We start from the raw sequence: 24,254 nt of genomic DNA, 5'->3' as shown, positions 1-24,254 counted from the left end.
TGCGACGTTTTCGTCCGTTCATATCAGCGCCTTCACTCCGTCACCTTTTCGCGCATTTTTGGCCCCAACGCGGCGTTCGACCGCGGGGCGTTCAGGAGCTCCATCATGATCGGATTGGTTCGTGCCGCCGCAGTCTGCACCGCGCTGGTGTTTGGCCTGGTGAGCGCCCAAATGAGCGCCCAGGCCGCGGACAAGGCCTTCAAGCGCGACGATCTCGCCGATTCCGCGATCAAGCTGGAGGCCCAGATCAAGAGCGAGGCCGGCGCCGTCAACAAATCGGCAGCGACCCTGCGCACCGATGCGGACTCAGCCTTCAAGCGCAATGATTTCCGCGGTGGGCTGCAGATCCTCGGCCAGATCGCCGCCACCACGCCGGAGGACGGCGCCAACTGGCTGCGGCTCGCCAGGACCGTGTTCCAGATCCGCTCCGCCAGCTCCAGCGAACAGACCTTCCTGATGGAGCGCGCCTCCACGGCCGCCTACATCGCCTATCAGCGGGCCGGCAATGCCGGCGAGGAGGCCGACGCGTTGGCCGTGCTCGGCAAGGCACTCGCCGAGCGCAAGCTATGGCGCCCGGCGCTGGATGCGTTGCGGATGTCGCTCGACATGCGCGAGGTGGCCGATGTCCGCGGCCAGTATGAGAAGATGCGCGACGAGCACGGCTTCCGGCTGCTCGATTATACCGTCGATTCCGACGCGGCCTCGCCGCGGGCCTGCTTCCAGTTCTCCGAGGAACTGGCCAAGCGTGTCGACTTCGCGCCGTACCTCGCACTGGCCGGCACCGACAAGCCGGCCTTGTCGGCGGAAGGCCAGCAGCTCTGCGTCGACGGGCTGAAGCACGGCGAGCGCTACAACATCAATCTGCGCGCCGGCCTGCCGTCGACCGTCAAGGAGACGCTGCCGAAATCGGCCGAGTTCAACATCTATGTCCGCGACCGCAAGCCGTTCGTGCGGTTCACGGGGCGGGCCTATGTGCTGCCGCGGACCGGGCAGCGCGGTATCCCGGTGGTCAGCGTCAACACGCCGGCGGTCACGGTCGACGTCTTCCGGATCGGCGACCGCAACCTGATCAACACGGTGATCGACAGCGACTTCCAGAGCACGCTGAGCCGCTACCAGCTCTCCGATCTCGGTGACCAGCGCGGCGTCAAGGTCTGGTCCGGCGAGCTTGCGACCGCCACCACGCTGAACCAGGACGTCGTCACGGCGTTTCCGGTCGACCAGGCGCTCGGCGACCTGCAGCCGGGCGTCTATGTCATGACCGCCGCGGCCAAGGGCCCGGGCACCGACGACGACGGCACGCTGGCGACGCAATGGTTCATCGTCTCGGACATGGGCCTGTCGGCTTTCTCCGGCAATGACGGTATCCACGTCTTCGTCAACTCGCTGGCCTCGACCGAGCCGGTCGCCAATGCCGAAGTGAAGCTGGTCGCCCGCAACAACGAGATTCTCGCCACCCGCAAGACCGATGCGGCCGGCCATGTGCTGTTCGAGCAGGGGCTGGCCCGCGGCGAGGGCGGGTTGTCGCCGGCGCTGCTCACGGTGACGGGCGAGAAGGCCGACTACGCCTTCCTGAGCCTGAAGACCAACGCCTTCGACCTGACCGACCGCGGCGTCGCGGGCCGCGCGATCCCGGCCGGCGCGGACGCCTTCGTCTACGCCGAGCGCGGCGTCTACCGCTCCAACGAGACCGTCTACCTGACCGCGCTGCTGCGCGACGGGCAGGGCAACGCCCTCACCGGGACACCGCTGACCATGGTGATCGAGCGCCCCGACGGCGTGGAATTCCGCCGTACCGTGCTGCCCGACCAGGGCGCCGGTGGCCGGATGCTGGCAGTGGCGCTGAACTCGGCGGTGCCGACCGGCACCTGGCGGGCCCGCGTCTTCACCGATCCCAAGGGCTCATCGGTCGGCGAGACCACCTTCATGGTCGAGGATTACATCCCCGAGCGGGTCGAATTCGATCTGACCAGCAAGGAGAAGATGATCAAAGCTGTAGTTCCAGTGGAACTTCAGGTCTCGGGCCATTTCCTCTATGGCGCGCCGGCTTCGGGCCTGCAGCTCGAAGGCGACATGCTGGTGGCGCCCGCGGCGTCCGGCCGGCCCGGCTATGCCGGCTACCAGTTCGGCGTCGACGACGAGCAGACCGCGAGCAACGAGCGGACCCCGATCGAGGACCTGCCGGAGGCCGACGCCAATGGCGCCGCCACCTTCCCGGTCAAGCTCGACAAGGTGCCGACCTCGACCCGGCCGCAGGAGGCTCAGATCTTCGTCCGCATGGCGGAGACCGGCGGCCGCTCGGTCGAGCGCAAGATCGTGCTGCCGGTGGCCCCAGTAGCCTCGCTGATCGGCGTCAAGCCGCTGTTCGGCGACAAGAGCGTCGCCGAGGGCGACAAGGCCGAGTTCGACGTCGTGTTCGTCGCGCCCGACGGCAAGCAGCTGCCGCGCAACGGGCTGCGCTACGAGCTGTTGAAGCTGGAGTCGCGCTACCAATGGTACCGGCAGAACTCGTCCTGGAACTATGAGCCGGTCAAGTCGACCCGCCGCGTTGCCGATGGCGACGTCAACCTCGCGGCCGACAAGCCGATGCGCCTGAGCTTCCAGCCGCAGCCGGGCCGCTACCGGCTCGACGTGAAATCGACCGACGCCGACGGTCCCGTGACCTCGGTGCAGTTCGACGTCGGCTGGTATTCCGACGGCAGCGCCGACACGCCCGACCTGCTCGAAACCTCGATCGACAAGCCGGAATATCAATCCGGCGATACCCTGACCGTGTCGGTCAACGCGCGCACCTCAGGCAAGCTCACCGTCTATGTGCTCGGCGACCGCCTGCTGACGACCCAGAGCGTCGACGTCAAGGAAGGCACCCAGCAGGTCAAGCTCCCGGTCGGCAAGGACTGGGGCACCGGTGCGTATGTGATGACGACGCTGCGCCGTCCGCTCGATGCCGCCGCCGGGCGCATGCCGGGCCGCGCGATCGGGCTGAAGTGGTTCGGCATCGACAAGAAGACGCGCACGCTTGCCGTCGAGCTGTCGCCGCCCGCATTGGTGCGGCCCGGCTCGACGTTGAAGATCCCGGTCAAGCTCGGCGGGCTCAATCCCGGCGAGGACGCCAAGGTGGTGCTGGCCGCGGTCGATGTCGGCATTCTCAATTTGACCAATTACAAGCCGCCGGCGCCGGACGACTACTATCTCGGCCAGCGCCGTCTGACCGCCGAGATCCGCGACCTCTATGGCCAGCTGATCGACGGCATGCAGGGCACCCGCGGCCAGATCCGCAGCGGCGGCGACGCCGCCGGTGCCGAACTGCAGGGCTCGCCGCCGACGCAGAAGCCGCTGGCGCTGTATTCCGGCATCGTCACGGTCGGCCCTGATGGGACTGCCGAAGTGAGCTTCGACATCCCCGAATTCGCCGGCACCGCGCGGGTGATGGCGGTGGCGTGGAGCGCCACCAAACTCGGCCGCGCCAATGTTGATGTGATCGTGCGCGATCCCGTGGTGCTGACCGCGACCTTGCCGCGCTTCCTGCTGACCGGTGACAAGGGCACCATCAGCATGGATATCGACAATGTCGAAGGCGCCGCCGGCGACTACGCGATCAGCGTCAAGGCGAGCGGTCCGATCAAGGCCTCGGGCAATCCGACCACGAAGGTGAAACTCGCCGCCAAGCAGCGCAGTTCGCTGTCGCTCGGCCTCGAGGCCGGCGGCGCGGGACGTGCCGATTTCGACGTCGACATTTCGGGGCCGAACGGGCTGACGCTGGTGCGTCACTATGCACTCGACGTCAAGCCGGCGACCCAGGTGCTGGCGCGGCGCTCGATCCGCACACTGGCGAAGGGCGAGAGCCTGACGCTGACCTCGGACATGTTCTCCGATCTCGTCCCGGGTACCGGCAGCGTCTCGATCTCGGCGAGCCTGTCAACCGCGCTCGATGCTGCCAGCATCCTGAAGGCGCTCGACCGCTACCCCTATGGCTGCTCCGAGCAGATCACGAGCCGCGCGCTGCCGCTGCTCTATGTCAACGATCTCGCCGCCGGCGCCCATCTTGCGATGGACACCGCGGTCGACCAGCGCATCCGCGACGCGATCGAGCGTCTCCTGGCGCGACAGGGCTCCAACGGCTCGTTCGGCCTGTGGTCGGCGGGCGGCGACGACGCCTGGCTCGACGCCTATGTCACGGACTTCCTGACCCGGGCCCGGGAGAGGGGCTTTGCGGTGCCTGACGTGCTGTTCAAGAGCGCGCTCGACCGCGTCAGGAACTCGGTGGTCAATGCCAACGAGCCGGAGAAGGACGGCGGCCGCGACCTGGCCTACGGCCTCTACGTGCTCGCGCGCAATGGCGCGGCGCCGATCGGTGATCTGCGCTATCTCGCCGACACCAAGCTGAACAATCTGGCGACGCCGATCTCCAAGGCGCAGCTGGCGGCGGCGCTGGCGCTGGTCGGCGACAAGGCGAGGGCCGAGCGGGTCTATGGCGCGGCGCTCGATGCGCTGAACCCCAAACCCGTGATCGAGTTCGGCCGGGTCGATTACGGCTCGGCGCTACGCGATGCGGCTGCGCTGGTCTCGCTTGCGGGCGAGGGCAATGCGCCGCGCACCACGCTGACCCAGGCCGTGCTGCGGGTCGAAGCGGCGCGGGGTCTGTCGCCCTACACGTCGACGCAGGAGAATGCGTGGATGGTGTTGGCGGCGCGCGCGCTCGCCAAGGAAACGCTGGCGCTCGACATCAATGGCCAGCCGGTCAAGACCACGGTCTATCGCAGCTACAAGGCCGAGGAGATGACGGGCCAGCCGCTCCGGATCACCAACACCGGCGACGCACCGGTGCAGGCGGTGGTCTCGGTGTCGGGCTCGCCGGTCACGCCGGAGCCGGCGGCTTCCAACGGCTTCAAGATCGAACGTGCCTACTACACGCTCGCCGGCAAGCCGGCCGACGTCACCAAGGCGAAGCAGAACGACCGCTTCGCAGTTGTGCTGAAGGTGACGGAAGCCAAGCCGGAGTTCGGCCACATCATGGTGGCCGATTATCTGCCGGCCGGGCTCGAGATCGACAATCCGAACCTGGTGTCATCGGGTGATTCCGGTACGCTCGAGTGGATCGAGGACGGCGTCGAGCCGAAGAACACCGAGTTCCGCGATGACCGCTTCACCGCGGCAATCGACCGGGGCGCAAACGACAAGTCGGTGTTCACGGTCGCCTATGTGGTACGCGCGGTGTCGCCGGGCAAATATGTGCTGCCGCAGGCCTATGTCGAGGACATGTACAACCCCTCGCGCTACGGCCGTAGCGGCACCGGTGCGGTTGAGGTCAAGCCAGCGAAATGAGTGATCGCGGAATGAGTAAGGACGCGCGTCCAAAACTCTTCTCGTCATGGCCGGGCTTGACCCGGCCATCCACGGACGCGTCCGCTGGCAAGAGAGACGTGGATGCCCGGGTCAAGCCCGGGCATGACAAGTGTGATGGGCGGTTGGCGCTGCGCCTCTTTGCCGCGATGGCCGTTGTGCTCATCGCGATCACCGGCGCCTTCGCCGCCTGGGTCATCTCGCTCGGGCCGCTGCCGCTCACGCAGGCGCAGCAGGTCTCGACCACGGTCGTCGATCGAAATGGAAAACTGCTCCGTGCCTATGCGATGGCGGACGGGCGCTGGCGGCTGCCGGTCGACGCGAAGACGTCGGTCGATCCGACTTATCTGAAGCTGTTGTTCGCCTATGAGGACAAGCGCTTCTACGAGCACCACGGCGTCGATCCGCTGGCGCTGTCGCGCGCCGGATTCCAGCTTCTCACCCGCGGTCATATCGTCTCCGGCGGCTCGACCATCACGATGCAGCTGGCACGGCTGATCGAGCCGCGGCACCAGCGCTCGGTCTACGCAAAACTGCGGCAGATGGTGCGCGCGGTCGAACTGGAGCGACAGCTCTCGAAAGACCAGATCCTCGATCTTTATCTCGCGCTGGCGCCGTTCGGCGGCAATCTCGAGGGCGTGCGAGCCGCCTCGATCGCCTATTTCGGCAAGGAGCCGAAACGGCTCTCGCTTGCCGAAGCCGCGCTGCTGGTGGCGCTGCCGCAATCGCCGGAGCGGCGGCGGCTCGACCGTTTCCCCGAAGCCGCCCATGCCGCGCGCGACCGCGTCCTGGACCGCATGGTCGAGGATGGCGTGGTGTCGAAGGAGGACGCCGCGCAGGCTAGGGCGACGGCAGTGCCGAAGATGCGCAAGCAGATACCGATCCTGGCGCCGCACTCGTCCGATCAGGCGATCGCGACGATGAAGGATACGCCCGTCATCAAGCTGACGCTGGATGCCACGCTGCAACGAAACCTGGAGGCGCTGGCGCGCGACCGCGCCATCGCGCAGGGGCCTGACGTCTCGGTCGCGATCATCGTGGTCGACAATGAAACGGGCGACGTGCTCGCGCGCGTCGGCTCGGCGGATTATTTCGACGAGCGGCGGGCCGGGCAGGTCGACATGACGCGCGCGGTGCGCTCGCCGGGCTCGACCTTGAAGCCCTTCATTTATGGCCTCGCCTTCGAGGATGGTTTTGTCCATCCCGACAGCCTGATCGAGGATCGGCCGATCCGCTTCGGCTCCTACGCGCCGGAAAATTTCGATATGACGTTCCAGGGCACGGTGCCGATCCGCAAGGCGCTGCAATTGTCGCTGAACGTGCCGGCGATCGCGCTGCTCGACCGGGTCGGCGCGAGCCGGCTGTCGTCACGGCTGAAGCAGGCCGGCACCAGTCTGGTGCTGCCGAAGGACGAGGCGCCGGGGCTTGCGATGGGGCTCGGCGGCGTCGGCATCACGCTGCAGGATCTCGCCCAGCTCTACTCTGGCCTGGCGCGGCTCGGTGCGACAAAACCGCTGCGCGAGATCATGCAGGCGAGCGATAGCCGTGACACGATGCGGCTGATGGACCAGGCTGCGGCCTGGCAGGTCGGCAATGTCCTGCTCGGCACGCCGCCGCCGGAGAATGGCGTGCACAACCGGATCGCGTTCAAGACCGGCACCAGCTACGGCTATCGCGACGCCTGGTCGGTCGGCTTCGACGGCCGCATCACGATCGGCGTCTGGGTTGGCCGCCCCGACGGCGCGCCGGTGCCGGGACTGGTGGGCCGCACCGCTGCCGCGCCGATCCTGTTCGATGCCTTTGCGCGCACCGGCAAGATCCCGGCGGCCTTGCCGAAGCCGCCGCGCGGCGTGCTGGTCGCCTCCAACGCGAAATTACCGCCGCCGCTGCGCCGGTTCCGGCCGCTCGGCGAACTGATCCGCAGCGGCAATGACCAGGCGCCGCACATCCAGTTTCCGCTGAACGGTTCACGCATCGACGTCGATCGTTCCGAAAGCGGCGGTAATGCGCCGATGCCGGTCAAGGTCGCCGGCGGTGTGCTGCCTCTGACGGTGCTCGTCAATGGTGTCTCAGCCGGGGACATCGACAGCCGGCGCCAGCGCCTGATCGACCCGCCCGGACCAGGCTTCGCGCGGCTGACCGTGATCGACGCCACCGGGGCAGCGGATACCGTTGTGATCCGCGTGCAATGATGTGTGATCCGCGTGCAATGATCGCGAGGGAAAGCGGAACTGCACGGTTGTTTGCGCTGCGGTTTCATCGTATGCGAAACCCATGGTGGATAGCCTCCAACCCCGGCGCTTCGGAGCAGGGCAACAGTCTGTAAAACCTGCGCATTCGAGCCGCAGGTTGTTCATGGCGTTCGAGTTCGCAACGGCCAGCCAATGGCGTTCGATCCTGTTCCTGACGCTGACCTGCCTAATGTTGTTCCTGCCGGGCTTCTTCACCATCCCGCCGATCGACCGCGACGAGGTGCGCTTTGCCCAAGCGACCAAGCAGATGGTCGAGAGCGGCGATTTCGTCGATATCCGCTTCCAGGACGACGTCCGCTACAAGAAACCGGTCGGCATCTACTGGATGCAGGCGGCGGCGCTGAAGACGATCTCCGCGCTCGGGGTGCCGCGCGCCCAGGTCCGCATCTGGGTCTACCGCCTGCCGTCCCTGATTGGCGCGATCGGCGCGGTGTTGCTGACCTATTGGACGGCACTCGCCTTCGTGACGCGACAGGGGGCGGCGCTGGCCGCCTTGATGATGGCAAGTTGCGTGCTGCTCGGGGTCGAGGCACGGCTTGCCAAGACCGATGCGATGCTGCTCCTGACGGTCACCGCCGCGATGGGGGCGATGGCGCGGGTCTATCTGTCCTGGCAGCGCGGCGAGGATCCGGCGCGTCCGTCATGGGCGCCGCCTGCGATCTTCTGGACGGCGCTGGCGGTCGGCATCCTGCTCAAGGGGCCGCTGATCCTGATGTTCGTCGGCCTCGCGATGGCCGCACTCGCTATACTCGATCGATCGGCGGCGTGGTTCTGGCGCATGCGCCCGGTCTGGGGCCTGATGTGGACCCTGGTGCTGGTGCTGCCATGGTTCGTTTTGATCTTCCTGCGCGCCGGTGAGACCTTCTTTGCCGACTCGGTCGGCGGCGACATGCTGAGCAAGCTTGGCGCGCAGGAATCCCACGGCGCGCCACCCGGGGTCTATCTGCTGCTGTTCTGGATCACGTTCTGGCCCGGCGCGCCGCTCGCCGGCATGGCGGCGCCGGCGATCTGGCGCGCGCGGCGCGAGCCCGGCGCGCAATTTCTGCTGGCCTGGTTGATCCCGTCCTGGATCGTGTTCGAGGCCGTGCTGACCAAGCTGCCGCATTACGTGCTGCCGCTTTATCCGGCGATCGCGATCCTGACCGTGGGCGCGCTGGAGCGGCGCGTGCTGTCGCGCTCCTCCTGGCTGCTGCGCGGCGCCGCCTGGTGGTTCGCGATCCCCGCCTGCGCCTCGGTGCTGGTGATCGTCGGCGCCATCAAGGCGATCCATCAGCCGGTGTTTCCGGCCTGGCCCCTGTTCGCCGTCGCGATGGTGTTCGGCCTGATCGCCTGGTGGATGTTCGAGGACAGCCGTGCCGAGCGCTCGCTGCTCAATGCGGTGATCGCCGCAGCGCTGATGGCGGCCGGCACCTATGGTGTGGTGCTGCCGCGGCTCACCACCGTGTTTCCGAGCCAGGAGGTCGCGCGCGCCTTGCGCAATGTGACCTGCGTTGGTCCGAAAGCGGCGGCCGCGGGCTTCCACGAGCCGAGCCTGGTGTTCATGACCGATACCTCGACGCTGCTCACCGACGGATCGGGCGCTGCTGATTTCCTGGGGCAGGGCTCCTGTCGCTTCGCGCTGGTCGAGCAGCGCTCGGAGCGGTCCTTCGTGCAGCGCGCCGAGGCTATCGGTCTGCGCTACAACGCGCCGGTGCGCGTCGAAGGCTACAACATCTCGCAGGGCAAGGCGGTCTCGATCGCGATCTTCCGCTCCGAAGGGACGGAGTGATATGCCGGCGCCGCCAGCCACCCTGGAATCCGCCAATTATTTCGGACGATTGCTGACGCTGGTCTGGCTGTCACTTGCCCAACTGGTGCGCGCGCCGTCGCATTCGCGCCGGGCCGAGGCGGCGCGGCGTTCCGCGCGCCACGTGCTCCTGCTCGTCGTCATCGTCGGCGCCGTCATCATCACGCTGATGTACGCGTTGGACGTCGCCGAAATCAGCGCGATGCCCCCGCGCGGTACGCCGGGCCTCTGGTGGGTGCGAATCCTGACTGATTTCGGCAAGGACGAATATGTGCTGTGCGCGCTCGGCCTGCTGCTGGTTGTGGTCGCATTGGCAGCGCCGGCGCTGCGCGGCGTGCCGCGCGCGACCCTGCTCGGCCTCGGGACGAGGCTGCAATATTTGTTGCTGTCTGTCGTGCTGTCGGTGGCGCTCGGGGAAGTGATCAAGTGGATCGTTGGCCGCGGGCGGCCGTTTGTCGGCGGCAAGGCCAATGCCTTCAACTTCCAGCACTTCGCCGGCACCGAGGCCTATGCGAGCTTTCCGTCGGGACATTCGATCACTGCATTCGCGCTGGCCTTTGCCGTGTCAGCGGTGTGGCCGGGTGCGAGGCTTGCGATGCTGGTCTATGCGCTGATCATCGCAGCGACCCGGCTGGTGTTGCTGGCCCATCATCCGAGCGACGTGGTGGCCGGCGCGCTGGTCGGCGTGATCGGCGCGATGGCCGTGCGCTACTGGTTCGCTGCCCGCCGCCTTGGTTTCGCCATTCATCACGATGGCACCGTTGTGGCCCTGTCCGGGCCTTCGGAAGGGCGCCTCAAAAGGGTTGCGAGGAGCGCCTTCGCCCCATAAAAGCGGTCGCCCGACGGCCGGATCGGGCTGGTTCCATCGCTGATAACACCAACCACGAGTGCCGATTTGCCTGCTCCCGACCAGATGCCGGTCGCCGTTTCCATCGTCGTGCCTGTGCGCAACGAGGCGGACAATATCGCGCCGTTGATCGCCGAGATCGCGGCCGCGCTCGACGGGCGCTGGGCTTACGAGATCGTCTACGTCAATGACGGCTCGACCGATGCCACCGGCGAACGTCTGAGCGCGATCATGGCGCAGCGGCCCAATCTGCGGCAGCTCCGCCACGCCGTCTCGTCGGGCCAGTCCGCCGCCGTGCGCAGCGGCGTTCGTGCCGCGCGCGGTGCGATCGTGGCGACGCTCGATGGCGACGGCCAGAACGACCCCGCATTCCTGCCGGACCTGATCGCGGCGATCGCGAGCGGCAATGGCCGCGTCGGGCTTGCCGCAGGCCAGCGCGTCGGGCGCAAGGACACCGGCTTCAAGAAACTGCAATCGCGCATCGCCAATAACGTGCGCAGCGTCATCCTGCGTGACGGCACCCGCGACACCGGCTGCGGACTGAAGGCGTTTCCACGCGAGGTGTTCCTGGCAATGCCCTATTTCGACGGGCTGCATCGTTTCCTGCCGGCGCTGGTCCGCCGCGAGGGGCTCACGATTGCCTATGTCGACGTCGTCGATCGCCCGCGGCATTCCGGCGTGTCGAATTACGGATTCTTCGACCGGCTCTGGATCGGGATCATGGATCTCGCCGGCGTATGGTGGCTGATCCGCCGCAAGAAGCCGACACCGGTCGTCACCGAAGTGCCTGATGTCACCGAAGTGACGGGCGTCGCAGAAGTGCCGGTCGTGACCAAGGTGAAGTGATGCTGATTCAGTACGGCCAGGCGCTGAGCGCCTATTTCTACGACGTGTTCGTCGCCAAGTTCGACTTCTGGCTGGCGTTCGGCCTCGTCGCGCAATTGCTCTTCACCGCGCGCTTCCTGGTGCAGTGGATTTCCAGCGAGCGCGCCGGCCAGAGCGTGGTGCCGATGGCGTTCTGGTTCTTCTCGATGGGCGGCGGTCTGATGACGCTGATCTACGGGCTCGCCAAGCGCGAACCCGTCATCATCATCGGGCAAGGCCTTGCCACGCTGATCTACATCCGCAACATCATGCTGATCGTGAAGAGCCGGGGCTCCGCGTCGAGGACGCTTGAGCGCTGATCCCTGCGGCTGTCGGCGCGGCGAGCGGTATGCTGAGCCTCCTCCCGAGTCTCGACAGATGCAGCGACGGCCCGGCTCGGCAATAATGGGACCGCACCTGAACGAAGGTCAAACAATCGCCCCAAGGCGTATGGCATCTACGGCTTGCCGCGGGCGTGACGGCATTCCGAGATCGTGCGCCAAGGGGATGAGGGGCGTTGATGACCGGCCGTGGCGAAGCGACCAAAGCGGGTAGTCATCGATCGAGCGTCCGCAATATCCCATCGCTTGACGAGCCGCCGCTGACCGGCGAGGGCGAGCCGCCGGACCGGCGCGCGGTCAGTCTCCGCTGGATGGCGGGGACGGTTCTGATTGGCGCCGCTGCTGTCGCGCTCCTTGTTGGCGCGCTTCGCGGAGCATTCGGCGATCACATGCGATTCGCAGTATCGCCGGTCGTGTCACTTCCGCGCTTCACAGGGCAGGTGGTTGACGAGGCGCGGCGCGGCGACCGTCTGGATCGCAGGCCCGGCGCGCAAGGCAATCCCTCTGCGCTCAGGATCGAGCAGTTGAGCGATGCCGGTTCGGTCCGTCGATTTACCCGCGTGTCAGCGCGACTCGCGGAGATCGATCCCGAACCACAACAGGACCATCGTCGCGAAGCACCGGGAGATGGCAAGGACGACCAGCGAGCGAGTTCGCTGCTGCCGGAGTTGCCATCGATCATGCGAGCAGGTCCATCGCGCGGTGGGCTGCCTGGCGGCACCAGCGCCTACGCAGACGATGAAGACGCGCCGCGTCCGCCGTCGCCGACAGGTGAGGCGATCAACGTCACCAGCCTTCCCAAATCTCCTTCGCCGTCTCGTCACCACCGACACGTCATTATCGCCAGAAGCGGTGACACGCTGTCGGCCATTCTGCGGGCGTTAACTGCCGTTGCTGCGGACGTGCCGGCGATCCTTGCCGCTTTCCCGTCGGCCGGCGGCCAGGAGACGCTGTCGGGTGGCGAGAAAATCACGATCGTCGAACAAGACGGAGAGGCCGGTTCGGCACTTGGTCATGTCGCGAAAGTGTCGATCGAACGGACGGACGCCAGTGTGTCCGCCGTCGGTCGCGCCGATAGTGGCCAGTACCAGGCGATCGTGCCGGAACAGCCGGATATCCCCCTTCGGAGCGAGAGCTTGCTGCGTGAGTCGATCGACACGCATGCCGTCCCCGGTGAAACGCTACGTGATGGTCTCAATGCGCTTGCGCGCTCCAATCACGTCGATGAGGGGATCGTTGCCGAGCTGATGCGCCTGTGTGGCCGCGATTTCGACCTCGATGAGCCACTCGGCGACGCCGATGTGGCTGAGATCATGTATGCCTCCAACGAAATTGGCCAACCGGAGCTGGTCTTCATTGACCTGACCGCGGGCGGGCAGACGCACCGCTACTACCGCTTCACGGCGCCGGACGACGGCAGCTCCGATTTCTACGATGAGGCTGGCCAGTCCATCACCAGATTCCTGTTGCGCAAGCCGGTCGTGAGCGGGCGCCTCGGCGACGGTTTTGGCTGGCGTACTCATCCGATCCTGGGCGACCGCCGCTTCCATGAGGGCGTCGACTATGCCGCGCCTTATGGTTCGCCCATTGCGGCCGCGGGCGCCGGCGTCGTCGAGACCGAAGGGTACGAACGCGGGTATGGGAAATATATCCGTGTGCTTCACGATCGCGGCTATGAGACGACCTATGCCCACGTCGCGAGCTTCCCGCCCGGGCTGAAGATCGGCGACCGGGTTCGCCAAGGCGAGACGATTGCCTATGTCGGATCGACCGGGCTCTCGACCGGACCGCATCTCTATTATGAGGTGCGGATCAACGGCCGCAACGTCGATCCGCTTCGGATGAGATTGTCAGGCGGCCGGCTGCTGCAGGGCGATCTCCTTGGCGTGTTCGATCGCCAACGCGACAGCATCGACCAGCTCGCTGCCGCCTCCGCGTTTCCACAGCGGCATCCCGGCTCCGAACACCGGCCGCCGACGTAGCGGAGATCGCAGCGCGCCGTGCTGCTCCGGCGCGCCTTCGCTTGATCAGAGCCGCCCGGGTGCCGGAAGTTCGGCCGTATCCACCGCGTTCTCGCGATCGGCAGCGGTCTCGCCGGCGGCGTCGAGCACGGGGTAGGCGACCGAGCAGATATGCGAATGGATGCGGCGAAGATCGCGCAGCACGTCGAGATGCAGCGACGTGGTCTCGATGGTCTCGGGCCGGCCTTCGCGCAGGCGCACCAGATGCCGCTCGACGGCGGTCAGTTCGGCCGCGCGCAGCGCCGCCTTCTCGCTGAGCAGCTTGCGCGCCTCGTTGGCGTCGCCCGACATGAACACGCCGAACGCGATCCGCAGCGAGTCGATCGTGCGCTTGTGGAACGCCGACAATTCCTCGGCGCCCTCGGCGGAGAATTGCAGGCGGTGCTTGATCTTCTTGGTCGCGAGCTCGCTCAGATTCTTGTCGATGATGTCGCCGATATGCTCGAGATTGATCGCAAAGGACACGATCTCCATGGCGCGCTGGCCTTCGCGCTCGTCCAGGCTGCCGCGGGTGAGTTTCGTGACGTAAAGCTTGATCGCCTCGTTGAGCCGGTCGACGGTGTTGTCCATCTTCGACACCTGGTCGACCAGGGCGCGATCGTTGGTCATCATCGCCGCCATCACTTTGCGCAGCATGGCCTCGGTGTGGTCGCCCATATGCAGCACCTCCCGCGCGGCATCGGCCAGCGCGAGCGAGGGCGTCTCCAGCGCGCTCTCGTCGAGATAGCGCGGCCGTGACGGATCGGTCTCCTGCGCCCGCTTCGGCAACAGCCGCTCGAGCAGCCGCGCCATGTGGTCGAGCACGCCGATGAACAGCAGCGCGGTCGCAACGTTGAAGGCAATGTGGAACAGCGCGGTCGCCTTGGCGAGATCGGGCTGCCAGGCATGAATATACTCGGTGATCGGGCGCAGGAACGGTGCCACCAGCAGGATGCCCACAATGCGGTTGACGAGGTTGCCGACCGGCAGGCGGTAGCTCGCCGGATTGTCGCGCCGCGCGCCTTCCATCAACGGATTGATGGCGCTGCCGAGATTGGCGCCGAGCACGAGCGCAAACGCCGCGTATGGCGAGATGAACTGGGAATAGGCCAGCGACATCACCAGCAGCACGCTGGCGACGCTGGAATGGACCAGCCAGGTGACGACCGCGCCGATGAAGATGCAGAGCACGGGATCGCCGGTGATCGCGCCCAGGAACACGCGCACGCTGGGCGCGTTCTCGGCCGGCGCCATCGTGTCGAGCAGGATGTGCAGCGCCAGCAGCATCAGGCCGAGGCCGATCGAGACGCGGCCGAGATCCTTGATCCGGGAGCGCGGCCCGCTGCGGAACGCGACCAGGCCGGTGATGAATAGAACCGGCGCAACAGCGGCAACATTGAACGACAGCACCTGCACGATCAGCGTGGTGCCGATATTGGCGCCGAGCATGATCGCGAGCGCCGGCACCAGGCTGACGATTTCCTCGGCGGCGAAGGAACTGGTGATCAGGGCGGTGGCGGTCGAGCTCTGCAGGAGAGCGGTCAGACCAAGGCCGGCGCCAAGGGCGCTGAACCGGTTGTTCAGCGCTCTCGCCAGCAACAGCCGCAAATCCGGCCCGAAAGCCCGCAGAATCCCGCTGTGGACCATGTGCAGGCCCCACAGCAGGAGCGCGACGCCCCCCATCAGATCGAGCAGAACTAGGCTTCCCATACTTCCTGATATCCCGGAAAATTCGAGTCGAAGGGGCGCACGCTATAGTCAAATGACCTGATATCAACCCCTTTTTGTTCCCGTTGGAACCTGATGACGGGGAGGGGCCGTCATGAAAGAGGCCGCCAACCGAGGCGGCCTCGATCGATCTATGGGTGCCGACGGGCTACTTCAGGCCCAGATTGGTGCAGTACCAGGCGAGGGCGTTGTTATCCCAACCGAGGCTGAGCAGCTTCGAATGGCAATCGTTGACGTTGGCGAAGTTGTAGTAGTTCCTGCACGGCACCGCCGTGCCGCCCCACCCGGTCGTGCCGTTGCATCCGATGCGGGTGTCCGCAGTGATCGTCATGTTGTTGGCTCGTTGCGGGGTCCCGCCATACGCCGGAGCCGCTGACAGGACGGCTGCGATGAGCAGTGACGAGGCTTTCATGTCTGTTTGCCTCCCAATTGTCGGGAACAGCAAATGCTATCCCAGGGTGAGCACGCCCGGCAATGCGATTAGGAAATTGTTAATATTGGGTGGGTGCCGCGGTCAAAACATGTCGGCGGCACACCGGGGCGAGGCCGCGCCCCCGGTAAATGATTCTCGAACACGACCGCTCAATTGCGATTGGTTCCGCTAGGCAGTTCCCAATCTTTCCCCGTTATGACGGGAGGAACGAGAAACTATCCAGCCGAGGCCTTGGGGATCAGTATGTTCATGAATCGCCGCAAGAGCGAACGCCGCGCGTGCCGGAGCGTCGCCAAAATTCAGTTGGGCACGGGGTCGCTGCCACGCGACTGCATGATCACCGATATCTCCGCCGGAGGTGTCAAGGTGATCGCCGAATATCTCGAGATCCCGCCGGAATTCACCATCATCCTCTCGACCGGCAGTCCGCGTCAGTGTCGCCTGGCCTGGCAGATCGGACACGAATTCGGCGCCCAGTTCGTCGACTGATCGGCCACCACGCCGACGACCCGCGAAGCGGCCCGTGCAGCCTCGCGGGCAGGCATGACGGCGACATGATGGCATCCTTAACCGGAACTTAGGGTTAAGCTGTGAGCATCCCGGAACCTTCGCTGTTCCGAGTCTTATTGATGTCTGAGAAACTACCCCGACCGAAAGGCCGTGCGCGCCGTCTCGCCGGCTCGGTATCCGCCGTGATCCTGCTGATCGGGCTATCCGCCTGTCAGACCTCGGGTCCGTCCGACATCACGGGGTCATTGGGCGACACCGCGGAGGCCACGCCGGCTCCCGCCGATCCCCGGCGAGACATCGCGACCTTCCACGAGCGTGTCCGCGCCAACCCGAAAGACACCGACGCCGCCCTGAAATACGCCCGGGCGCTGCGCGCCACCGGCCAGCGGGCGCAGGCGGTCGCGGTCATGGAGCAGGCGGTCCTGGCGCAGCCGAGCAACAAGGCGCTGCTCGCAGGCTACGGCCGGGCGCTCGCCGACAACGGCAATTTCCAGCAGGCATTCGACGTGCTCGGGCGCGCGCACACCCCGGAAGATCCGGACTGGCGCATCCTGTCGGCGCAAGGCGCCGTGCTCGATCAGCTCGATCGCCACGACGAGGCCCGCCAGTACTACGCGAGTGCGCTCAAGATCGTGCCCGACGATCCGTCGGTGCTCTCCAATCTCGGCCTGTCCTATCTGCTGTCGAAAGATCTGCCGAAGGCCGAGGAGACCCTGCGCCGCGCCCGGGAGCGCGCGCCCGGCGACATGCGGGTGCGAACCAACCTTGCCGTCGTGATCGGTCTGCAGGGCCGCCAGTCCGATGCCGAGACCATCATGAAGGCCGATTTGCCGCCCGAGGAGGGCTCGGCCAATGTCGCCGCGCTGAAGCGGCTGCTGGCGCGCAGGGACGCGAGCCGGACCGATACGGACAAGATTCCGGTCGCGACCATCCGTCGCGACTAGGTCGAACGATACCCGAGATAGCGAAACCTGGGATCAGCAATACTAGCCGGCGGCCCGGCGGCCGTCGTTGCGGCGTGACTGCAGCTTTCTCAGGATCGGCGACAGGAACGACTCGCGGGCTTCCGCAAGGTCGGCGCGGCCGGTCAGGCGATGGGCGATCTGCAGAAAGGTCCGTGTGGTGCGATGACGCGCGGAGACTTCCGCGATCATCTGACCATTATTGGCGGCTTCGCCGAACAGCCTGCAGTCGAACGGGATCGCTGCGATCGGCTGGCTGTCGATCGTCTTGGCGAAGTCCTTGACCTCGATCTCGGGACGCTTCGACATGCCGACCTGGTTCAGGCAGTAGAGCGGCGGCCGGTCGTTGGGCCGCGCGGTCTTCAGCAGGTTCATCATGTTCTTGGTGTTGCGCATGTTGGCGAGGTCGGGCTCGGCCACGATCAGGATATCGTCCGCGCCGACCAGCACGCGTTTGGTCCAGGCGGTCCATTGATGCGGAACGTCGAGCACGATGCAGGATGTGGTCATCCGCATCGTATCGAAGATGGCATCGAACGCTTCGGCACCAAAATCGTAGACCTGATCGAGCGTGGCAGGCGCCGCCAGCAGGCTGAGATGATCGCCGCACTTCGAAAGCAGGCGCTCCATGAAGGCGCTGTCCGGACGCTCGGGTGCGTACACTGCGTTGGCGATGCCTTGCACGGGATCCTGGTTGTAGTCGAGGCCGGCGGTGCCGAAGGCGAGGTCGAGATCGATGACGACCGAATCCAGCCCGAGGTCGCGCGCGATGGTCCACGCGACATTGTGAGCGATGGTCGAGGCGCCGACGCCACCCTTGGCGCCCGCGACCGCGATCAGGCGGCCGACGGAAACCGCTTCGGAGGACGAGAACAGGCTGCAGATCGAGCGCACGATGTCGAGCACCTTGACCGGCCCGATGACGTAATCGTTGACGCCGCGCCGCACCAGTTCGCGATACGGCGCAGCCTCACCCGGCGTGCCGAGCACGACGACGCGGGTGCCGGGATCGCAGACCGTGGAAAGCTCGTCGAGACCGGCGAGGAAATCGCTGTCCGGCTCGGTTTCCAGCATGATGACGTTGGGCGTCGGCGCCTTGTGATAGGTGTCGATCGCCGCGGCGATGCCGCCCATATGGACGGAGAGGTGGGCCTTGGCGAGCCGCCGGTCGTCGGCTGCGGCGCGCGCTGTGGTGGCGGTCGCGACGCTGGCGCAGAAGGCCTGCACGGAAATCCGCGGCGCCGGCGCGATGTAGTCGTTGCCGTGCTGCGGCTCGTCTTGTTGTTCGGCGGTCATTTCGCGGCGTCGCTCAGCTTGGCTTTCTCGGCTTCGGGATAGGTGGTCGCGGTCGTTTCGCCCTTGCGATATTTCTCGAACGCGATCGAACGGCGCGGCGTGTAGGCTGCAGTCTCGGTCCTGGGCTGTTCGAGGTCGGACGGATTGGCGACCATCGCGGCGAGGTTGCGCTGCGTGGCGCAGCCGAAATTGTCGTACTGCTTGTTCTCGTTGAAGGCGGGATTGTAGATCGAGGGGCCGAGGTCGGCCGGCCACAACCCGCAGGGGCCGGCAACTGCCGCCATCTTCGGATAGCTGAGGCGAATGGTGGCAAGCGCGCGCGGATCGTCCACGCGATAGGCACGCCTGGTGATGGCGTGAGCGGGCACGCCCATCGACGCGAGCAATCCGCGAATCTCCTGGTACACCGCCTGCGCCGAGCGCGAGTTCGGGGTGTCGGCCGGCACGTCGATCGCAATCGCGCCGGTGCCTTCGCGGCGCCAGGTACGGGCCAGCCCCATCACGTCATCGCGCTGGGTTTCGGTGAGATTGCCGCGGGCCCGGCCCACGAAGACCACGATCGACTGCTCGCCCTCGGTGACCGCGATCGGGTGCCGTTGCCGGTAGTCATCGGGCACCGTGCCGGTGGTCATATTATCGCCGGTCAGATTGCAGCCGCCGAGCGCGATCGCGCTGACGAGGAGGGCGCCGAACAGCGGCAGCGTCCTGGCCCGACCGTTCCGTGTGTTGTGTGTCATCGTTCGATCCCCCAACCCCATTAGGTTCCCGCCTCAGTCGATGATGAAGCCGAAATTGACCGGTGTGGCGCCGATCGGTTCGGCACGTGCGGCAACGCCGTAGATGCGATTGACCCGCGCCAGCAGCGCCGACTGCGCGTCGGACGCCGGGGCAAATCCGTCATCCGGACGGGACAATTCCTTCTGCGCGACCGCACGCACCACATAGGGCGTCACGATGACCATGAGTTCGGTCTCGTTGTTGACGAAGTCCTGGCTCCTGAACAACTGGCCGAGGACCGGAATCTGATCGACCCCGGGCATTCCGTTGACGGCCTGCTTGGTCTGTTCCTGGATCAATCCAGCCATCGCGATCGAGCCGCCGGAGGGCACTTCCAGCGTGGTGTCGGCGCGGCGGGTCTTGATCGAGGGAATCGTCGTGCCGCCCTGGCCGCCGGTCAGCGCGTTGTCCATCGAGACTTCGGAGACCTCGGTCATCACCTTCAGGCTGATGCGTCCCTCCGACAGCACCACCGGGGTGAAGTTGAGCGAGATACCGAACTTCTTGAAGCTGACGGTCTGGACGCAATTGCCGATCGTGCCCGACGTCGTGGTCTGACAGGTGACGCCGGTCGGGATCGGAAACTCGCCGCCTGAAATAAAGGTCGCCGACTCGCCCGAGATCGCGGTGAGGTTGGGCTCGGCCAGCGTCTTGACCACGCCCGCGCTCTCCATCGCGCGCAGCGTCGCGGTGACCGTCGGCACGCCGAGCTTGTTCAGGGCCGCTCCGGTCAGCACGTTGCCGGGGGCGAGCGGTCCGTTGTTGGCGGTGAAGGCGTTGGCGTTGTTGAAGACCACCGCGGCGGTGCCGTAGTTCATGTTGGCGCTGAGATCGACACCGAGCTGCTTGACGACATCGCGGCGCACTTCGGCGACGGTGACCTTGAGCATCACCTGGTCACGGCCGCGCACCACGATGGAGTTGACGACCTTGTCGGCGCTGCCGACCAGCTTCGCGGCGATCTCGCCCGCCTGCTGCGCTTCGACCGGGCTCGCAACCGTTCCGCTCAGCACCACGCTTTCGCCGACGCCCTCGATCTGGACGCCCGGCAGCATCTGCTTCAGCGCGGCGCGCATGCCGTTGAGGTCGCGCTTGATCGCGATGTCGTAGGAGGCGACCTGGTTGCCGTCGGCGTCGAAGAACACCACGTTGGTCTGGCCGACCGCCGCGCCGATGATGTAGGCGCGCTGCGCCGAGCGGATCACGGCGTTGGCGATCTTGGGATCGGCGACCAGGACGTCCTTGGCCTCGCGCGGCAGGTCGACCACGACAGACTTGCCGACGCCGAGCGAGACGAAGCGCGTCTTGGCGGCAATGCTGCTCGTCACCGCGACATCCGCGCTCTTGTCGGGATCGGCCGCGATGGCGAGGGCAGGGATCAGCATCAGTGCGGTCACCGCAGAGAATGACAGCGAACGGACCAGCGTGGTCGGCGTTGCCAGTTGTCTTGCACCTGATGTCATGTCGAAGCCCCCATCACTTCTGTGTCGTCTGAGAGCTCGGGACGCCGAAGCGCACCACCTTGATGCTCTCGCCCCGCTTCGGGCATGGTCGTTGGTCTGATCGATCGTCTCGTTGACGTCGGCGATGCTGCGTAGCGCAAGCGCCAGCGTGCCGGTTTGCCGCGCGCGCGCGAGCGTCTCGGCCTGTTCGGGCTTGAGCTCGAGGGTCACGGTCTTGCCGACGAGGGAGTTGTTGCCGTCCTTCTCCTTCGGCGCCTGGTCGATCGCCAGCACGCGGACGTTGGACAGCAGGATTTCGGTGGTGACGATGTCGCGGGCGCCTTGCTGCTGATCGGGATTCTTGTCGCGTCGCGACAGGATCACATCGACGCGGTCGTTCGGCAGGATGAAGCCGCCGGCGCCGGTTTCCGGCGAGATTTCCGTGGAGATCGCGCGCATGCCGGAGGGCAGGATCGCGGCCATGAAGCCGCTGCCATTGGCCTTGACCAGCTTTTGCTCGCGGATCGGTTCGCCGACGATGAAGGGGGCGCGCGCGATCGAGCCGATCACTTCGGTCATGGCGTCGGCATTGGTGTCGTGGCGCAGGAACGCGCTGCTCGCGGTTTCAGCGGGCCAGCGCTGCCACTGCACGTCTTCGGCCTTGAGCGACTGACCGAGGCCGATGTCGGACTTCGCCACCAGCACCTCGACGGTCGGCAGCTGCGCCACCGGCGGCGGCGGTGGTGCCGGTTTGCGATCGCCAACGCTTGCGAGATACATGGCCGCGAGGCCTGCGACGCCGGCGATGCCGAGGACCACGATGCGTGCCGTCTTCATGCGATTGTCTGAATGCCCTTAACGCGGGGCAGTCACGTCCTTGCGGCACCGACAGCCCTTCCCGTGAGCATCACTACGGCCGCAAAAGTATAAGGGAACTTGATTGAAGGTCCGGACAATTAAGGGATTGGTGGGGATGGTGAACGGCGAGTTATCGGCGTCGTCACTTCTCCGCAGAATCCCGGAGATCGAGCGTGCTCAACGCGCGCGTCGTCGGTCGCAGCGCGGCGTCACGGCCGGTCGGTCGTGGTTAAATATCGTCTAACGCGCGAGGCGCGCGTCAGGATCAGAGCGCTGCCTTCAACGCCGCAAATCCGCGATCGAGATCGGACTTGAGGTCGTCGAGATTTTCCAGCCCGATGTGCAGCCGCAGTGCCGGCCCGCCCGGCGACCATTTGGTCGCGGTGCGATAGTCGCTGCAGTCGAACGGGATCGCGAGGCTCTCGAAGCCGCCCCAGGAAAAGCCCATGCCGAACAGCGTCAGCGAATTGAGCATCGCGTCGACCGCGCTCTGCGGCACAGGCTTCAGCACGATGCTGAACAGGCCGGAGGCGCCGGTGAAGTCGCGTTTCCAGATCGCGTGCCCAGGATCGGTCTCGAGGGCAGGGTGCAGCACGCGCTCGACCTCGGGCCGCGCCGCAAGCCAGCGCGCCATCTCGAGCCCGGAGCGGTGGTGCTGCGCAAGCCGCACCGAGAGCGTGCGGACCCCGCGCAGCGCGAGATAGACGTCGTCAGGGCCGGCGCAGACGCCGAGCAGTCGGATCGCCTCTTGCACCAGCGGCCAGGCCTTCGCATTGGCCGCGATGGTGCCGAACATGATGTCGGAGTGGCCGCCGACATATTTGGTGCCGGCCTGCATGCTGATGTCGACGCCCTGTTCGAGCGAGCGGTGATAGAGCGCCGTCGCCCAGGTGTTGTCGTCGATCACGAGCGCGCCGCGGGCGTGCGCGACGGCCGCTATCGCCCGCACATCGGGCATCTCGAAGGTCTGCGAGCCGGGCGCCTCGATCAGCACGGCGCGGGTGTTCGGCTTGAACAGCGTCTCGATGCCGGCGCCGATCAGCGGATCGAAATAGCTGGTCTCGATGCCATAGCGCTTGAGCATATTGTCGCAGAAATTGCGGGTCGGCCGATAGGCGTTGTCGCACACCAGCAGATGATCGCCGGCCTTCAGCACGGCGAGCAGCGTGGTGCTGATGGCCGACAGTCCCGACGGGGCGAGGCCAACGCCGGCGCATTGCGGTCCTTCCAGTGCGATCAGCACGTCCTGCAGCGCCCGAGTGGTCGGGCTGCCGTGTCGGCCATAGGTAAATTCGGCGCGATGGGCGTGGAGATCCTCAGCGGTCGGATAGAGCACGGTCGAGCCGTGAAAGACCGGCGGGTTGACGAAGCCCTTTTGGGCCTTGCTGTCGCGGCCGGCCGTGACCAGGCGGGTTGCGGCATGTTGCAGATGGGCGGGCTTGGTGTCGTTGGAGGAGGTCATGGATCGCTGCCATTAGACTTTTTGCCGAGGTCGCAACGCGTCGGGAGGACAGGGCTACGCCGGGAGGTGTTACTAACAGGACGCAGAAGACATGCGTCAACCCCTTGACCCGGCTCGTCAGTCGCTATGTGATGCGGCGCAACTACCAGTCGCCGCACGTTGAGGGGCCTGCCGCGACCTACGATCCGTTGCCTGACCGGTTTGGGCGCCAAAACTGCCGGTCAGATCAGGCATCTTTTGCTGCAAGGGATCATTGGGATGGCCCGTGAACGCGAGGCGATCACAAAGCAAACGTCCAACGGACGACCCTGAAAGGCCCTGCACATGAAACGCGTATCCCTGGCTATCATCCTAGCCGCTGCCGCCGCCCTGTCGGTCCAGGCGGCCTCGGCGCAAACCCTCAAGACGGTCAAGGACCGCGGTCAATTGTCCTGCGGCGTCAGCCAGGGTCTGCCTGGTTTCTCATCGCCCGACGACAAGGGCAACTGGACCGGGATCGATGTCGACGTCTGCCGGGCCATTGCGGCCGAGATCTTCGACGACCCGACCAAGGTCAAGTTCGTGCCGCTGTCGGCCAAGGACCGCTTCACGGCGCTGCAATCCGGCGAGATCGACGTGCTGTCGCGCAACACCACCTGGACGGTGTCGCGCGATACCTCGCTCGGCGCCAATTTCACCGGCGTGACCTATTATGACGGGCAGGGCTTCATGGTGAAGAAGTCGCTCAAGGTCAATTCGGCGCTCGAGCTGAACAGCGCCTCTGTCTGCGTGCAGACCGGCACCACGACGGAGCAGAATCTCGCCGACTTCTTCAAGGGCAACAACATGAAGTACGAGGTGATCGCTTTCGGCACCATCGACGAGGCCGTCAAGGCATATGAATCCGGACGCTGCGACGTCTTCACCGACGACGCCTCCGGACTCTATGCCAGCCGCCTGAAGCTCGCGAATGCCGCCGATCACATCGTGCTTCCGGAAATCATTTCCAAGGAGCCGCTGGGGCCGATGGTGCGCCACGGCGACGACCAGTGGTTCGACATCGTGAAGTGGACGCTGTTCGCGATGATCAATGCCGAGGAACTCGGCATCACCCAGAAGAACGTTGACGCGATGTTGAAATCGGACAAGCCGGAAATGAAGCGGGTGCTCGGCACCGACGGCAATCTGGGCGAACAGCTCGGCCTCACCAAGGACTGGGTCGTGCGCATCGTCAAGGCGGTCGGCAATTACGGCGAAACCTTCGAGCGCAATGTCGGCACCGGCTCGCCCCTCGGCATCGCCCGCGGCGTCAACAATCTCTGGAACAAGGGCGGGATCCAGTACGCACCGCCGATCCGCTGATCGGCCCAGCCA

Annotated in this window: 16 protein-coding genes and 1 pseudogene; 10 read left to right on the top strand and 7 right to left on the bottom strand. The window is 65.9% G+C overall.

Going from position 1 to position 24,254, the window contains the following annotated elements; genetic code table 11:
- Positions 1 to 105: 105 nt before the first annotated feature.
- The 7 genes from WDM24_RS21250 to WDM24_RS21220 all read left to right on the top strand — a co-directional run bounded on the left by WDM24_RS21250 (position 106) and on the right by WDM24_RS21220 (position 13,415).
- Complete coding sequence (locus WDM24_RS21250) at positions 106 to 5,325, top strand: alpha-2-macroglobulin (RefSeq protein ID WP_338826686.1); 5,220 nt, start codon at positions 106 to 108, stop codon at positions 5,323 to 5,325.
- Entirely contained in the window at positions 5,322 to 7,535 is a 2,214-nt protein-coding gene (pbpC, locus tag WDM24_RS21245) for a penicillin-binding protein 1C (protein WP_338826684.1), read from the top strand. Before WDM24_RS21250 ends, pbpC begins: the two co-directional genes overlap by 4 nt.
- Before the next feature lie 82 nt (positions 7,536 to 7,617).
- Positions 7,618 to 9,363, top strand: coding sequence for a glycosyltransferase family 39 protein (locus WDM24_RS21240; protein WP_338826682.1), 1,746 nt, complete (start codon positions 7,618 to 7,620; stop codon positions 9,361 to 9,363).
- A gap of 1 nt (position 9,364) precedes the next feature.
- Positions 9,365 to 10,210 carry a phosphatase PAP2 family protein gene (locus WDM24_RS21235; RefSeq protein ID WP_338826681.1) on the top strand — a complete coding sequence of 282 codons (846 nt, stop codon included), beginning with the start codon at positions 9,365 to 9,367 and terminating at the stop codon, positions 10,208 to 10,210.
- An 84-nt stretch (positions 10,211 to 10,294) separates the two neighbouring features.
- Positions 10,295 to 11,074, top strand: coding sequence for a glycosyltransferase family 2 protein (locus WDM24_RS21230; RefSeq protein ID WP_166306729.1), 780 nt, complete (start codon positions 10,295 to 10,297; stop codon positions 11,072 to 11,074).
- Positions 11,074 to 11,412 (top strand): lipid-A-disaccharide synthase N-terminal domain-containing protein, encoded by a 339-nt coding sequence (locus WDM24_RS21225; RefSeq protein ID WP_166205274.1) that lies wholly within the window; start codon positions 11,074 to 11,076, stop codon positions 11,410 to 11,412. The genes WDM24_RS21230 and WDM24_RS21225 overlap by 1 nt, the downstream gene beginning before the upstream one ends.
- A 200-nt stretch (positions 11,413 to 11,612) precedes the next feature.
- A complete protein-coding gene (locus WDM24_RS21220; RefSeq protein ID WP_338832345.1) occupies positions 11,613 to 13,415 on the top strand; it encodes a M23 family metallopeptidase in 1,803 nt (600 codons plus the stop codon).
- A 45-nt stretch (positions 13,416 to 13,460) separates the two neighbouring features.
- Here WDM24_RS21220 and WDM24_RS21215 read toward each other — a convergent pair whose 3' ends face one another.
- Together WDM24_RS21215 and WDM24_RS21210 are read right to left on the bottom strand one after the other, a co-directional pair.
- Entirely contained in the window at positions 13,461 to 15,143 is a 1,683-nt protein-coding gene (locus tag WDM24_RS21215) for a Na/Pi cotransporter family protein (RefSeq protein ID WP_338832344.1), read from the bottom strand.
- A 166-nt stretch (positions 15,144 to 15,309) separates the two neighbouring features.
- Complete coding sequence (locus WDM24_RS21210; protein ID WP_338688405.1) at positions 15,310 to 15,492, bottom strand: hypothetical protein; 183 nt, start codon at positions 15,490 to 15,492, stop codon at positions 15,310 to 15,312.
- 345 nt (positions 15,493 to 15,837) lie between these two features.
- Here WDM24_RS21210 and WDM24_RS21205 point away from each other — a divergent pair, with 345 nt between their 5' ends.
- Together WDM24_RS21205 and WDM24_RS21200 are read left to right on the top strand one after the other, a co-directional pair.
- A complete protein-coding gene (locus tag WDM24_RS21205) occupies positions 15,838 to 16,083 on the top strand; it encodes a PilZ domain-containing protein (protein WP_029083893.1) in 246 nt (81 codons plus the stop codon).
- 140 nt (positions 16,084 to 16,223) lie between these two features.
- Positions 16,224 to 17,048: a tetratricopeptide repeat protein gene (locus tag WDM24_RS21200; RefSeq protein ID WP_338832343.1), complete on the top strand. Its 825-nt coding sequence runs from the start codon at positions 16,224 to 16,226 to the stop codon at positions 17,046 to 17,048.
- A 42-nt stretch (positions 17,049 to 17,090) separates the two neighbouring features.
- Here WDM24_RS21200 and WDM24_RS21195 read toward each other — a convergent pair whose 3' ends face one another.
- From WDM24_RS21195 to metC, 5 genes and pseudogenes are all read right to left on the bottom strand, one after another.
- Positions 17,091 to 18,362 carry an AAA family ATPase gene (locus tag WDM24_RS21195; RefSeq protein ID WP_338832342.1) on the bottom strand — a complete coding sequence of 424 codons (1,272 nt, stop codon included), beginning with the start codon at positions 18,360 to 18,362 and terminating at the stop codon, positions 17,091 to 17,093.
- Positions 18,359 to 19,099 carry a CpaD family pilus assembly protein gene (locus WDM24_RS21190; protein ID WP_338832341.1) on the bottom strand — a complete coding sequence of 247 codons (741 nt, stop codon included), beginning with the start codon at positions 19,097 to 19,099 and terminating at the stop codon, positions 18,359 to 18,361. The genes WDM24_RS21195 and WDM24_RS21190 overlap by 4 nt, the downstream gene beginning before the upstream one ends.
- Before the next feature lie 33 nt (positions 19,100 to 19,132).
- Positions 19,133 to 20,602 (bottom strand): type II and III secretion system protein family protein, encoded by a 1,470-nt coding sequence (locus WDM24_RS21185; RefSeq protein ID WP_414645767.1) that lies wholly within the window; start codon positions 20,600 to 20,602, stop codon positions 19,133 to 19,135.
- A 126-nt stretch (positions 20,603 to 20,728) separates the two neighbouring features.
- Positions 20,729 to 21,361, bottom strand: a pseudogene (gene cpaB / locus WDM24_RS21180) (Flp pilus assembly protein CpaB); the annotation flags it as partial.
- 343 nt (positions 21,362 to 21,704) lie between these two features.
- Positions 21,705 to 22,901, bottom strand: coding sequence for a cystathionine beta-lyase (gene metC, locus WDM24_RS21175; RefSeq protein ID WP_338832340.1), 1,197 nt, complete (start codon positions 22,899 to 22,901; stop codon positions 21,705 to 21,707).
- 324 nt (positions 22,902 to 23,225) lie between these two features.
- On the opposite strand from metC, the gene WDM24_RS21170 reads away from it, so the two are divergent.
- The gene (locus tag WDM24_RS21170; RefSeq protein ID WP_338832339.1) at positions 23,226 to 24,242 is read left to right on the top strand and encodes an amino acid ABC transporter substrate-binding protein; all 1,017 of its coding nucleotides are present in this window, start codon (positions 23,226 to 23,228) and stop codon (positions 24,240 to 24,242) included.
- Positions 24,243 to 24,254: the final 12 nt, after the last annotated feature.

The sequence above is a fragment of the Bradyrhizobium sp. 27S5 genome, assembly GCF_037217225.1.
GTDB classification, from domain to species: domain Bacteria; phylum Pseudomonadota; class Alphaproteobacteria; order Rhizobiales; family Xanthobacteraceae; genus Bradyrhizobium; species Bradyrhizobium septentrionale.
Note: the sequence above shows the minus strand (reverse complement) of the source record. Positions and strands in the feature narration are given on the sequence as shown.